The organism is Moraxella sp. CTOTU47579 (assembly GCF_032004885.1).
Classification (GTDB): Bacteria; Pseudomonadota; Gammaproteobacteria; order Pseudomonadales; family Moraxellaceae; genus Faucicola; species Faucicola tetraodonis.
This window is the reverse complement of record NZ_DALZOJ010000021.1, coordinates 18,341-32,049: the sequence shown is the minus strand read 5'-3', so window position 1 is coordinate 32,049 and position 13,709 is coordinate 18,341. Positions and strand designations below refer to the sequence as shown.

Here is a 13,709-nt window from a genome sequence, read left to right as displayed (position 1 = left end):
AGTCGCTCACTGCTCGTCATTGGGCAGTGCTTTAATTATTGGGTTTGGTATTACTATCGAGCCAGCAGGTAAAAGTAAGCCAGTAAATTTATGTGTACAATTGTACTCTGATTATTATGGCATATTGAAAAAAAAATTCTAGTTTTTTCTTTCGGGTATTTTTACATCAAAAACAAATAAAAAAAGGCTGATGAATTATCATCAGCCTTTTTGGTGCTTAGCCAATGCATACTAAGCTACGTCAAAGCCCTGCATTTTGCGTTAATTATTCAGCAACGGCTGCTACTTTGAATAATTGACGACCACGGTAAAAACCGTCTTTGGTCGCATGGTGACGGATGTGTTTTTCACCAGTTGTTGCATCTACAGCAACAGCATTGATTGTGATGCGGTCGTGTGAACGACGCATATCACGGCGTGAACGGCTTTTACGGTTTTGTTGAACAGCCATGAGGTTAGCTCCTGTGCTTCTCGCTATTAAAACATCGTTCCCTTAACCTCATTACATCATCATGCAAACAACTTGATATCGATATTTGGCATGGATATAAGGCAAACTATTGGAACAGACAATCAGATAAATTTATAAACGCCATATTATACGTAAAAAAACCCATTTAGCAAAGCCTTAACCGACATTTAGTGGCAAGTTTTTGTTACTACGTGTAGGACGGCATATCTAATGACGTGGTTGTTATTAACTTTTTAGGCTTGCCAGTACCGCAAACGGATTTTCTTTTTCCGCCACTGCCTCTGGCAACTCGCCGACCTCAGTGACTGCCATTTCGCAGTCATCATGCTTGGGCGCTAATGGCAAATCCACCAATAGTTCATCTTCAATCATCGGTAATAGCCACAGTTTATTGTCATCCGTTAGCTCATCAATCAGGATGATTTCTGTGCCTTCATCAAGCAATGCGACGTGATTTTCATCTTCAAGTAGCGCAAGCTCACTATCGACATCTAGACTCACTGCGACGGGGTCTAGGCAGCGCTGGCAGGTTTGCCAAAGCACGCCCGTGGTGTGTAGTTGCCAAAATACCACGTCCCCTTTTTTCTGAATATCTAGTATCACATCCAGTGGCTGATCGTTGTCATGATGTTCATCACCCAAGGCATAGATACGTGGTAAATCCTTGAGACTCACCTTGCCTTCCCAGTGATAATGGTTATCGTTGTTATACTCCCAACGTGCCAAGTCAATAAACTTAACCAAGCTGGCACTGGCGCCAATCTCACTGGTGGTATTATTGGCGGTTTTGGATGGGGCAGTTGTTGGTACATCTTGCGATGATTGTGATGGCACGTTTGATAAAGAATGTAGCGTCATTTCACCGCTCCTGTTAGTTATGTTGCGTTGTAGTATAAAGCATACTGACGTTCATTGCATGGTAGCATGTTGTTGGCGTGATTTCCTAGTCGATGCGGGCTGTTAAATTGTATAATAGCCATTTTTATCAATCCTACTTTTGCTATGTTCACACACCTATCGCCAATATCCGCACAAATATCACCACAAACCCTTGCTATTTTTCCCTTTATGACGCTGCCTTTTGTCAGTCAATTCGCGGTGGCGCCTGTGTTAGCCAATGATATGGACACCACTGTGATTGACCAACAAAGGGCGCAGTTAGCATTAAAGGTTAATTTTGTGCCCGTACTCGCCAGTATATCAAAGACAAAAAATCGCCCTTTGACTGACTATCAATGGGTATCGGTGGAAGCATTACAAGTGCAATGGCTGATAGGTTGGTTCAAACTGTGGTTTTGCTATCGTGATACGATTTTGGTCAAAGGCGAGCATGAGCCTGAATATTTTGCCGCGACCGATACCGATCCTGCCAAAATTGTGTTCGCCCATGGATTTTTTGCCAGTGCCTTGCATGAAATCAGCCATTGGTGTATGGCAGGTCAAAAACGCCGATTGCTCAATGATTTTGGCTACTGGTATGCGCCCGATGGACGTAATCAGCAGCAGCAGCAACAGTTCGAACAAGTAGAAATCCTGCCGCAGGCGATTGAATGTTTATTGACGCTGGCTTGCAACAAACCCTTTAGCGTGTCTAAAGATAATTTGTTTGCCGATTTTGATACCAGTCAGAGCACTTTTGAAGCCGATGTCCAAGCCCAAGCGGTGAAGTTTTGGCAAACGGGGCAAAAACTGTCAACCGATGCCAAATTCTTGCTAAGCCAGTTAACCAAACTGCGCCCGCTACCATTGACCTCGTTTGATATCTATCATAATTTTATCAAAGTTAGTTTTTATCAAAGTTAATTAAGCCAATAAAAAAGGCAGTGTTCAATGACTGCCTTTTTTATGCGGGATAAAAACTTAATCTTCTTTATATTTGTCATGACAGGATTTACAGCTAGCGCCCAAATCGCCAAATTGGGTTTTGATGCCATCAACACTGGTTGCAGTCGCAGCGGCGGCATTGAGGGCACTGGCAGCGGTTTTAAATTTATCAATGTGCTGTTGGAACCCTGCAGCATCGCTCCAAATTTCATCTTTTGCTTCACCGCCTTTGGCTGTCTCTGGATAATGCACCCAAGGATTTTGGTTAAGTTTGTCGGCGGCGGCTTTGACTTGCGCGGCATCAAATTTGCTTGGATCTTTGACCATCGCACCAATGGTTTGATTGGTTTTTTTCCAATCTTTCATGATTCTTTCACGCGCTTTTTTGTGGTCTTCTGGCGTCATGTTAGGGTCAACTGCCGTGGTCGACGTCGTTGTGGTACTTACCGTAGCGGTTGCCGTTGCACCATTGGCGCTAGCGGTAACTGTGGTAGCAGGCGCTGAAGCAGTAGTTGTGGTTGTGGTTTCTGTTTTTTTATTACAGCCTACCAACGCCATGGCAACGATTAATGGGGTGGCAAATTTTAATGCAGTCGACATCGTCCCTTCCTTCCGTGTTTTTGGTTTATATGAATTAAATAATGAATGTTATTATCAGAGTGTGGATTAATCATCTCTAAGGATTTTAACAAGTATTGGCAAAAAAATTATTATGATTTGGTAACTAAGCCTAACCACTGTGCCTACCCACTATGTGAGATAGGGTGTGGTTTTTTGATTAAGTGCTTTGTAGTTTGATTGCTTTGCCTTGGGCTTTGATGGGCTTACCTTGTAGGACGGCTTGGGCGATTTTGATATGTTTAGGGTCATGAAAACCTGTGATGTGATACAAGGTTAGACCTTCGGCATTGTAGATGGTCATCCCATCGGTAGTGGGCTCAATGCTATCGCTAGGCAATAATTGATAACTTGTGACTTTAGCACCTTGGTGATGGCTAAAACCCTGTTGGGTCAGTCGCAGCTCACCCCCTGCTAAAGTCGCCACCTCTTTTTTTCGGTTGAATGATTGCCACGCAACACTTGCAATAATGGTTAGTAAAATCATCAGCGAGCCGCTGGCAACTGAGAGCATTTTAAATGCCATCAATAGCCCTACCCCGGCAATTGCGATACCCACCCAAAGTATTTGGGTCAACATGGTGCGTGTCGCCGCTTGACTTTGCAGACCAATGGTAACGCCTGTCTCGGTGACTTTTAACATACTAATCTCTATGACAATTAAAAGGGCGTAGCGCCTACGCCCTTACTAGCCTAGCCTTTTTTGTTAGGCTGTTTTACCAACCTAGCACCGCTTGTTGTTCAGCAATCAGCTGTTTGATGCCTTCTTCGGCAATCGCTAGCATCTCATCCACTTGCGCACGGGTAAAAGGTTTTTCTTCGGCCGTGCCTTGGATCTCGATAAACTCGCCTTTTTGCGTCATCACGACGTTAAGATCTGTGTCACAGCTTGAGTCTTCGCTATAGTTCAAATCCAAGAGTACTTCACCATTTTTGATGCCCACAGAGACCGCTGCTACCAAGCCAACCAAAGGATCGGCTTTGAGTTTTTTGGCGGCTTGCAGTTTTTCTAACGCATCGACCAATGCCACAGCCGCACCGGTGATACTGGCAGTACGGGTACCGCCATCGGCTTGCAGCACGTCACAGTCGATATGGATGGTATTTTCCCCAAGCTTTTCAAGATCTAGCATCGCCCGTAAGCTACGACCAATCAACCGCTGAATCTCTTGGGTACGACCTGATTGTTTACCTTTGGCGGCTTCGCGTTGGGTACGCTCGTGGGTCGCGCGTGGCAACATACCGTATTCAGCGGTAATCCAGCCTTTACCTGTGCCTTTGAGCCAGCGCGGTACTTGGGTTTCGATACTGGCGGTACATAGCACTTTGGTATCACCATAGCTGACCAACACGGCACCTTCAGCATGTTTGGTAAAGTTACGCACAAAACTCATTGGGCGAAGTTGGTTGTTTTCACGATTATCGATACGCATAAGATTCCCTAAAAGACCGCCTTGACGGTTTGGTAGATAGTTTTTAAGCAATGGGCAAAAATTACAGTGGTTTTATGCTACCTTGCCAACCCAGTTTTAGCAAGACAATTCCGTCGGCAACATAGCAGGTTGCTATTCAAGTCCTTCGCGCTTACGTAGCTCTTTACGTAAAATTTTACCAACATTGGACTTGGGCAGACTATCGACAAACTCGACATAGCGTGGGCGTTTATAGCCACTTAAGTGCTGTTTACCAAACGCCAGTAGTTGCTCAGCGGTGACACGGTTATGTTTTCTGACCACGAATATTTTGGGCTCTTCGCCGCGCGTCGCGCTTGGTACCCCAATCGCCACACACTCGAGTACATCGGCATGCTCTAGCATCACTGACTCAATCTCATTTGGGTAGACATTAAACCCTGACACCACAATCATGTCTTTTTTACGGTCAACGATTTTGATAAAACCGCGCTCATCAATGATGCCAATATCGCCTGTGCGCAAATAGCCTGTTGCGGTAAACGCATTAGCAGTCTCAACCGGTATATTGCGATACCCCACCATCACTTGCGGGCCTTTGACGGCGATTTCGCCGCGTTCACCAATGCGCACAGGTTGGTCATTGTTATCCAATAAGATGATGTCTGTGGCAGGGGTTGGTAGCCCGACTTTGTTGGTAAATTCTGCGATAGTTAATGGATTAAAGGTAATCACAGGCGCGGTTTCTGAGAGCCCATACCCTTCGATAATCGGCAACCCTGTGATGGTGTGCCATTTTTTAGCAACGCTGGGTAGGATTGCCATGCCGCCGCCAATGGTGGCTTTGAGTTGGGAAAAATCGAGCCTTCGAAATTCAGGATGCTGTATCAAGGCGCTAAATAGCGTATTGACCCCCAAAATAAAATGCGGCGGTGTACGCCTTAGCGTATTGACCAGTTCATTGATATCACGTGGATTGGGCACGAGCCTTGAGGCAAAACCACGATATAAAATAAAAACACAGCAAATGGTGAATGAAAATACATGATACAGCGGCAACGATGCCAAAATAATATCTTCCTGCCCTTCTTCATCATACGCGCTGCGAATCAACGCATCGATTTGCAGCAAATTGGCAATCACATTACCATGACTGAGCATCGCGCCTTTTGCCGTCCCTGTGGTACCACCGGTATATTGAATTAATACGATATTCGATAACGTGAGATTTGGGCGCTCATAAGCCTTGCTAGCGCCCGCTAATAACTGACTAAAATAAATCCAATTACCTTTGGGCGGCAAATCGGTGGTCGCTGAGACCATATTGATTAACGCGCCTTTGAGCTTACTTTTTAAATCGCCCAAACGACAGATGATTAAATGATGTAAATCGCGGTTAAGGTTATCGGCAATGTCTTTATAGGTATAAATAAATTTATCTAATATAAACAACGCCTTGATATCGGCATCATCCATTTGGTGCTCAAGCTCGCGACTGGTGTAGGAAGGATTCATACTCACCAGTACCATGCCAGCACGGATGACGCCAAGGGTAATCACAGGATATTGCAAAATATTGGGCAACATCACGCCAACCGCGTCACCGACCTTGAGCCCTAACTGCTGTAAATAAATGGCAACTTTTAGACTCAGTTTATCTAGCTGCTCGTAACTAATCTCTTGATCATCGCAATAATACGCCACTTGCCGCGCATGTTTGGCAAACCCCGCTTCTAAGATGTCAATCAGCGACGTTTGTTCATCTGGCATATCGATGGTACTACAAATGTTATAGCGCTCGTAGCTAATCAGCCACGGTTGCTGATTTTTTTCCCATTCATACATCTCATGCATCGGGCGCTCATTGATTGGTGAAATAGCGTCATCCATAAACTCAGTATTACCCGTAACAGCCGATTGGTATTCCCAATTTTATAAGGTTAGGCGGGTGCGCTGCAATAAAAAACCCAACTAATCTGATATAGAAAAGCTGGGTTTTGGCAACAAGCATTAGCTTACTTTTTTTCTTCAAGTTTACGCAGTTCTTTGCGCAGGATTTTGCCAACATTTGATTTTGGCAATTCATCCACAAATTCAACTTTACGCGGACGTTTATAACCCGTCAACTCGCTTCGCGCGTATTGCAGCAACTCTTGCTCGGTGAGGCTTGGGTCTTTACGTACCACAAACGCTTTTGGCACTTCACCGCTTTTTTCGCTCGATACCCCAATCACCCCAACTTCCAACACTTTAGGATGTGCCGCTAGCACTTCTTCAACTTCGCTTGGATAGACATTAAATCCTGATACCAAAATCATGTCTTTTTTACGGTCAACGATTTTGAAATAGCCTTGCTCATCAACGACAGCGATGTCACCGGTTTTGAAATAACCATCTGCTGTCATTACTTCGGCAGTGGCTTCAGGACGCTGCCAATAGCCTTTCATCACTTGTGGACCTTTAACTGCAATCTCACCACGCTCACCTGCTGCGACTTCATTGCCGTTGTCATCGAGCAGCTTGATGTCGGTGTTGGGCAGCGGGATACCGATTTTGGCGCTAAATTTCTCTTGCGTCAAGGGGTTTAGGGTGACAACGGGTGAAGTTTCGGACAAGCCGTAGCCTTCTAAAATATTGGTACCTGTAATACGTTTCCACTCTTCGGCGGTTGAAGGCAATACCGACATACCACCGCCAAGCGACAAACGCAATTTGCTATGGTCTAATGCCCGAAAACCAGTATGGTGCGCCAAACCATTAAATAATGTGTTCACCGCTGGGAAAAATACTGGCTTATATTTTGCTAGTTCTTTGACAAAACTGTCCAAGTCGCGGGGGTTTGGAATCAATACACCGGTAAAGCCCATGTTCATACCTAGTAACGCACAGGCGGTAAATGAGAAAATATGGTAAAGCGGTAAGGCAATGACGGCGTACTCACCTACCATTTGATTGGGGAATACTTGTCTGGCGAACTCTTGGCACTGTAGCATATTGGATACCAAGTTGCTGTGGGTAAGCATCGCACCTTTGGCAACCCCTGTGGTGCCGCCCGTGTACTGTAGTACCGCAACATCACTGCCTTTGATACCCTCTGGGCGCTGATAGCGACTGGCAGACGCTTGCTTGATTACACTCTTAAATGTCACATGCCCGTCAATTTGCCAAGCTGGAATGGCTTTTTTGACATACTTGACCACGGTATTGACTAGCATACCTTTGAACGTACCCATCAAATCACCGATTGAACAGACGATAACGTGATCAACCATTTTTTTGCCGATATCTTGATAGGTTTTGGCAAAGTTTTCAACGATAAATAACGCTTTGGCTTGCGAGTCTTCTAACTGATGCGCTAATTCATGAGCGGTGTATAGTGGATTGACATTGACCAAGATAAAACCTGCGCGGATGATACCAATCATACACACTGGGTATTGCAAGATATTTGGCATCATCACCGCAACGGTATCGCCTTTTTTTAGACCCAATCCCTGCAAATACGCCGCGATTTGGCGGCTATAAGTGTCTAGCTGACGATAGGTCAAGCTACTACCCATGCACACAAATGCATCACTATCATTGAATTGTTCGAAATTCTTTTCAAAAACATTTATTAGGCTGACTTCGTCACCGGGCATTTGCATGTTATAGTTCATGCCGTAATGCTGGTAAGTCTTTAACCAAGGTTTCTCATGATGATCGGTAAGCTTTGGCGCATGGGGCTGCGCTTCCCTATTATCGACGGGAGTATCGATGGGAGTATCGATAGGCGCAGTGTCTTGGGCATTGTTGTCAGGGGTTTGAGCTGAGGTGGTTGATTCATTCATGAGAAGTTATTTCCTTAAGGTATACCGTCTATCAGTAAGTATGCGGTCTATCAGCGAATAGCATATTGATAATTAAAAGAATTTTTATAAAAAGGTCAATCCCACTGCTAAAAATTATATTAAAAATCGCGGCCAAATGTACTATTAACATACTAAATATTTACTTAATTCTCAAGCCTATTCTCTGTACTTATGGGATGATAAAAATGATTTCGCGTCGAAATAGTTATCCTTTATTTGACCGTTAAAGCGGTTACAGTGTCCAGTTATCTTTAAAAGGCGTTTTTGCGACACAGTTTGACGTGTAAAACTGGGCAAATTTGCCATGTCATGGATTAACACTTGTTTTTCTACTCTCAAGCTTTATGATATTTCCTCATACTTCTTATCTCCCTTTTGAACTTTCTTTCTTTTGCACTTTCTTTTATTTTTTGTCATTGATTAAGTAACCATTATGTCTGATACCCTTGTAGCAAAAACTACCAAACCAAAAGATTTGAACAACCCCACTCGCTCAGTCGCTGAATTTACCGAAAACGCGTATTTGAACTATGCGATGTACGTCATCATGGATCGGGCATTGCCACACATTGCGGATGGACTCAAGCCTGTGCAGCGCCGTATCGTGTATGCGATGAGCGAGCTTGGGCTCAAAAATACTGCCAAACCCAAAAAATCAGCGCGCACTATCGGTGACGTCATTGGTAAATACCATCCGCATGGCGACTCCGCCTGTTATGAAGCCATGGTATTGATGAGTCAGCCGTTTAGCTACCGTTATCCACTCATTAGCGGTCAAGGCAACTTCGGCTCGCCCGATGACCCAAAATCCTTCGCTGCGATGCGCTATACCGAAGCCAAGCTATCGGCTTATGCCAATACTTTGCTAAACGAGCTTGGTCAAGGCACGGTCGATTGGCAAGACAATTTTGACGGCACCTTGCAAGAACCCGTCACCTTGCCTGCCCGTCTACCGAACATCTTGCTCAACGGCACAACGGGCATTGCGGTCGGTATGGCAACCGATATACCGCCACATAACTTGTCTGAAGTGGTCAAAGGCTGCATTGCGCTGCTTAAAAAACCCACGATGACGGAAAAAGAGCTGGCAAAGTACATCCCTGCACCCGATTTGCCGACCAAAGCAGAAATCATCACCTCGCCTGAGGATTTGCTACAGCTATATACAACGGGTCGTGGTAGCTACAAAATGCGCGCTACTTATCATGTCGATGACAAAGAAAAAAACTTAGTCATCATCGATGCGCTACCCTATCAAATATCCGGCAATAAAATCATTGAGCAAATTGCCAATTTAATTAATGCCAAAAAACTGCCTTGGGTAACTGACATCCATGACGAATCCGACCACCAAAACGCTTGCCGTATCGTGCTTGAGCTGCGCTCTAACCGTGTTGATATCGAGCCGATGATGAGCCATTTGTTTGCCAGTACCGACCTTGAGAGTAATTACCGAGTTAATCTCAACATGATTGGCACCAATGGCAAACCCCAAGTCAAATCACTGCTGAACATTCTTACCGAATGGCTCTCTGTGCGCCGAGATACCGTCACGCGCCGTCTACAATACCGCTTGGATAAAATCGAGCAGCGCCTGCATATCTTGGCAGGTTTGCTGATTGCCTATCTGCATATTGATGAAGTGATCCGTATCATCCGTGAGGAAGACGACCCAAAAGCAGAATTGATGACCCGCTATGATTTGACCGAAATCCAAGCCAACGCAATTTTGGACATTCGTCTGCGTCAACTGGCGCGCCTTGAAGAAATTGAGCTCAAACGTGAACAAAGTGACCTAGAAGCAGAAAAAGCCCAAATCGAAGCATACTTGAACAACCCAGATAAATTGACTGGCTTAATGATTGAAGAGCTCACTGCCGATATGAAAGAGCATGGCGACAAACGCCAATCACCGATTGTAGAACGCACGGAAGCCACCGCGCTTAAAGAAACTGACCTAGCCCCCAGCGAGCCTGTGACAGTCATCGTGTCAAAATCAGGCTGGATTCGCTCCGCCAAAGGTCACGATGTCGATGCCGCCAATATGAATTACCGTTCGGGCGATGCCTATCTTGCCCATGCGCAAGGCAAATCCAATGAAAAAGTCTATCTCATGGATAACACCGGTCGCAGCTATCGCCTCGATGCCCATACCTTACCCTCCGCGCGGGGGCAAGGCGAGCCGCTTACCAGCCTGCTAAAACCTACGGGCGGAGCAAGTTTTGTCAATGTGCTGATGGGACAAGATGACAGTAAGCTCATCATGGCAAGCTCACAAGGCTATGGCTTTATCAACACTTTTGCTGATCTTGATACCAACCAAAAAGCGGGCAAAAACGTGATTAATTTTGATGACGCCTATAGTTTAATAACCCACCAAATTGGTGAGCAAGATACGCTAGTTGGCGTGGTCAGCTCGGCAGGGCATTTGCTGGTATATCCATTGACTGAGTTACCGATGATGAAAAAAGGCAAAGGCAATAAGCTGATTGATTTAAAAGACGGTGACAGTGTGGTCGCCATCACCACCTTTAGCGAAGGGGATAGTTTGTCATTGGACAGTGGTAAACGCACCTTGACGCTCAAACCGATGGATATTGCCAATTTTATGGGTACACGCGGTCGACGCGGCGCACTCTTGCCAAAAGGGTTTCAAAAGGTGAGTGGGGTTCAAAAAATCTAATGGATAAACAATTAGATTTTGACTATATTCGCTTTGAATGGGACATTAGTAAAAATACTAGTAATCAAACCAAACATGGATTATCCTTTGAATTAGCGATTTATGCGTTCTTTGACGAACAGGGTTTTAGTGAAAGACATCAAATTGTCGATGGTGAACAGCGTTGGCGTACTTTGGGTATGATTGATGGTTGTGTGGTTGTTTTTGTGGGGCATTTGACCCATTATGATGATAAAAATACTGAGGTTGTAAGGATAATTACTGCCCGCAAAGCAACCAAACAAGAAGAGAGAGAATACTATGGCTACCGTTAGTATGACATTTAAAAAAGGGGAACGACCACCTGCCTTAACTGCTGAGCAAAAAGCGATGCTTACTCGGTTGAAAGCAATGCCCGATAGTGAGATTGATACCAGTGATGATTGGGGCGATTTGGAAGCCTTAACCATTGAGTCAGATAAGCATTTGGTTGAAGACTTTGCTAAAGTCTGCGAAAGCCAACGCTTGAGTATGAATGAGGTGATTAATCAGTTGATGCAGTCTTATGTTAAACAATTTAACACTGTTTAGCGTATAACAGTTGCATTAAAGGCTTTGGACATTGCCAACTTTATGGGCGTGCGCGATAGACGCGGAGCACTCTTACCAAAAGGGTGTTAAAAGGTGGATGGTGTAGAGAAATTTTGATTTCACTGGATAAATAATTTAGCCCATCATACCAATAATCGGTAAGATATGATGATTAATAAACATTTTTCACATAAATTTTTTGAAATAAGGTCAGTTCTATCATATGGAATGGATTATTGGGATTATTATTTTTATTTTAATTGGTGGGTTGATTGAATTATTTGATCACCAAGGAATTAGAGGTAAATTGTCAGCTATTTTTGGCTGGATAGCATTGATTTCTTCTCTCATAGTTATAGGCTGCATGGTCTTTCTGTCTTATGTTGGTGTTTGGGTCATTTATATTGGCGTACCAACAATTCTAATTAGCAGTTTTTTATGGTGGCTTGTAATGCCAAAAAATAAGAATTAACAAGCGAATAATTAAAAATGAATCAAAATAAAAACCAACTTACCACTACAACAGGAAATGGCGTAGCGTTAAGAAATGCGAGTAAGAGTTTAAAAATCACCAATAAGTTATTGGCAGAAGTTGATGATTTTGATAAACATTGGGAATGGTGGTTGTCGCTTGAGGATTATTATAGAGCATTGTTTTTAAAAAATGTTTTAGATTTGGATATTGTAGAGTATGAGTGGGTATGGGTAGAGAATTTAGAAAAGTACAATTTTGTACTCACTAAGTTGGATATAGATTGGTTTAACAAAACCCAAATAATAGCTCATTTAAAAAAAATATTTTTTTTAAATGAGCTATATCTACCTAGAGAAGGCATCGAAGATATCTGTTGTTTAGGTTATTTAAAGGATATTACCACTTTAGAGTTATGGGAAAATGCAATTAATGATATTTCGGATATATCTAACCTTAAACGATTATGCACTCTCAATCTTAATAGTAATAATATCACAGATATTACAGCGTTGAGTAATTTATACAGCCTAACTGACTTAGACCTAGGTTTTAATCAAATCACTGACATTTTTCCTTTGGCTAAACTAACTAATCTAAATAGCTTAATATTGTATCGAAATCAAATTCAGAGTGTTTCTGCTTTAGACAAGTTAATAAATATAAAGCGATTAGAATTGAGTTTTAATAACATAGAAAGAATTGAATCTTTGAGCAATATATTAAATTTAGAAAAATTAAATTTATGGGGTAATCAAATATACGACATATCATCGTTAAGTAATTTAGCCAATATAATTGAGCTTGAATTGACTGATAATAATATAACTGATATAGCACCTTTGTCGAATTTGACAAAACTGGAAACTTTAGGGCTAAGAAATAATCGAATAAATAATATAACCCCCTTAATAAAATGTATCAATTTAAAAGAATTATTTTTATGGGATAATTATATTACAAATATCGACATATTATCTAATCTGAAAAATTTGGTTAGATTAGATTTAAGACAAAACCAGATTAACAATATATCTGCACTAGCCAATTTAAAAAAATTGGAATGGCTGAATTTACAGAACAATCCCATTCTTTTATATCAGATTGATTGGCTACGCCAAAATTTACCTAATTGCGAAATAATTTTTTAGGAAGTATTGAATGCCTTTTTTTGATACAGAATTTGTAAGAAAAGAATTAGATTTAGCTTTCATACAAAATTCAGAACTAAGATTGTTAAACTTGATTAAAAGCAACTCATTTTTGTTAAGCGAATTATACGATAGACATTACGGAATTAGACCAAATTTTAATGAAGTTAGTTTTGGTGATAAATATCGTTGCGATTTTTGTTGGTTGAATGACAATTCAGATGGTGCAGAATGGGTAATTGTGGAGATTGAAAAACCCAAAATGAAATTATTTACTAAACAAGGCGAGCCTACAAGCGACCTGAACCATGCCATAGAACAGATAAAATCTTGGCAAAGATACTTTGATAGATTTCCACATGAAAAATCAAGAATTTTTGGGGCTGTTTCTCGCTTTCGCTGGATATTAGTGGCAGGTGATAGAAATGATTGGTTAGAGCATGAAGCACTTAACTGGAGAGAACATAATAATCGCACCACGAATATTGAAGTTAGAAGTTCAGATATTTTTTATAAGGCTTTAAACAAATATGAGAAAATTACAGACCATTTTTGGAGTTTTGAAGTAAATCCAGTTTCCTTGCCAGCAAAAGATTTACAAACTTATTGCCTGAATGACGATTATTTAAATTTTTGGAAACAAAGACTAAACTAGA

Annotated in this window: 14 protein-coding genes; 7 read left to right on the top strand and 7 right to left on the bottom strand. The window is 42.4% G+C overall.

What is annotated here, in order from left to right; all coding sequences use genetic code 11:
* Window positions 1-265 precede the first annotated feature (265 nt).
* Entirely contained in the window at window positions 266-451 is a 186-nt protein-coding gene (gene rpmF / locus RTP55_RS10345) for a 50S ribosomal protein L32 (protein ID WP_007115626.1), read from the bottom strand.
* Between the two features lie 246 nt (window positions 452-697).
* Window positions 698-1,330 (bottom strand): YceD family protein, encoded by a 633-nt coding sequence (locus RTP55_RS10340; protein WP_312385931.1) that lies wholly within the window; start codon window positions 1,328-1,330, stop codon window positions 698-700.
* Between the two features lie 210 nt (window positions 1,331-1,540).
* Here RTP55_RS10340 and RTP55_RS10335 point away from each other — a divergent pair, with 210 nt between their 5' ends.
* Window positions 1,541-2,275, top strand: coding sequence for an elongation factor P hydroxylase (locus RTP55_RS10335; protein ID WP_312385930.1), 735 nt, complete (start codon window positions 1,541-1,543; stop codon window positions 2,273-2,275).
* A 57-nt stretch (window positions 2,276-2,332) separates the two neighbouring features.
* On the opposite strand, the gene RTP55_RS10330 is transcribed toward RTP55_RS10335, so the two are convergent.
* The 5 genes from RTP55_RS10330 to RTP55_RS10310 all read right to left on the bottom strand — a co-directional run bounded on the left by RTP55_RS10330 (window position 2,333) and on the right by RTP55_RS10310 (window position 8,156).
* Window positions 2,333-2,896 (bottom strand): c-type cytochrome, encoded by a 564-nt coding sequence (locus RTP55_RS10330; protein WP_312385929.1) that lies wholly within the window; start codon window positions 2,894-2,896, stop codon window positions 2,333-2,335.
* Between the two features lie 178 nt (window positions 2,897-3,074).
* Window positions 3,075-3,557: a hypothetical protein gene (locus RTP55_RS10325; protein ID WP_312385928.1), complete on the bottom strand. Its 483-nt coding sequence runs from the start codon at window positions 3,555-3,557 to the stop codon at window positions 3,075-3,077.
* A 73-nt stretch (window positions 3,558-3,630) separates the two neighbouring features.
* Window positions 3,631-4,347: a ribonuclease PH gene (gene rph, locus RTP55_RS10320; protein ID WP_312385927.1), complete on the bottom strand. Its 717-nt coding sequence runs from the start codon at window positions 4,345-4,347 to the stop codon at window positions 3,631-3,633.
* A gap of 132 nt (window positions 4,348-4,479) precedes the next feature.
* Window positions 4,480-6,216 carry an AMP-binding protein gene (locus RTP55_RS10315; RefSeq protein WP_312385926.1) on the bottom strand — a complete coding sequence of 579 codons (1,737 nt, stop codon included), beginning with the start codon at window positions 6,214-6,216 and terminating at the stop codon, window positions 4,480-4,482.
* Window positions 6,217-6,341: 125 nt separating this feature from the next.
* Entirely contained in the window at window positions 6,342-8,156 is a 1,815-nt protein-coding gene (locus RTP55_RS10310) for an AMP-binding protein (RefSeq protein ID WP_312385925.1), read from the bottom strand.
* Between the two features lie 454 nt (window positions 8,157-8,610).
* Between RTP55_RS10310 and parC the strand changes: the two genes are divergently transcribed.
* The 6 genes from parC to RTP55_RS10280 all read left to right on the top strand — a co-directional run bounded on the left by parC (window position 8,611) and on the right by RTP55_RS10280 (window position 13,708).
* Window positions 8,611-10,860, top strand: a complete 2,250-nt coding sequence (gene parC / locus RTP55_RS10305) for a DNA topoisomerase IV subunit A (protein ID WP_312385923.1) — start codon at window positions 8,611-8,613, stop codon at window positions 10,858-10,860.
* Window positions 10,860-11,174, top strand: coding sequence for a BrnT family toxin (locus RTP55_RS10300; RefSeq protein WP_312385921.1), 315 nt, complete (start codon window positions 10,860-10,862; stop codon window positions 11,172-11,174). Before parC ends, RTP55_RS10300 begins: the two co-directional genes overlap by 1 nt.
* Entirely contained in the window at window positions 11,161-11,430 is a 270-nt protein-coding gene (locus RTP55_RS10295; RefSeq protein ID WP_312385919.1) for a hypothetical protein, read from the top strand. Before RTP55_RS10300 ends, RTP55_RS10295 begins: the two co-directional genes overlap by 14 nt.
* A gap of 223 nt (window positions 11,431-11,653) precedes the next feature.
* Window positions 11,654-11,902 (top strand): hypothetical protein, encoded by a 249-nt coding sequence (locus RTP55_RS10290; protein WP_312385918.1) that lies wholly within the window; start codon window positions 11,654-11,656, stop codon window positions 11,900-11,902.
* 17 nt (window positions 11,903-11,919) lie between these two features.
* Window positions 11,920-13,053 (top strand): leucine-rich repeat domain-containing protein, encoded by a 1,134-nt coding sequence (locus tag RTP55_RS10285; protein WP_312385917.1) that lies wholly within the window; start codon window positions 11,920-11,922, stop codon window positions 13,051-13,053.
* Window positions 13,054-13,063: 10 nt separating this feature from the next.
* Window positions 13,064-13,708, top strand: a complete 645-nt coding sequence (locus tag RTP55_RS10280) for a Shedu anti-phage system protein SduA domain-containing protein (protein WP_312385915.1) — start codon at window positions 13,064-13,066, stop codon at window positions 13,706-13,708.
* Window position 13,709: the final 1 nt, after the last annotated feature.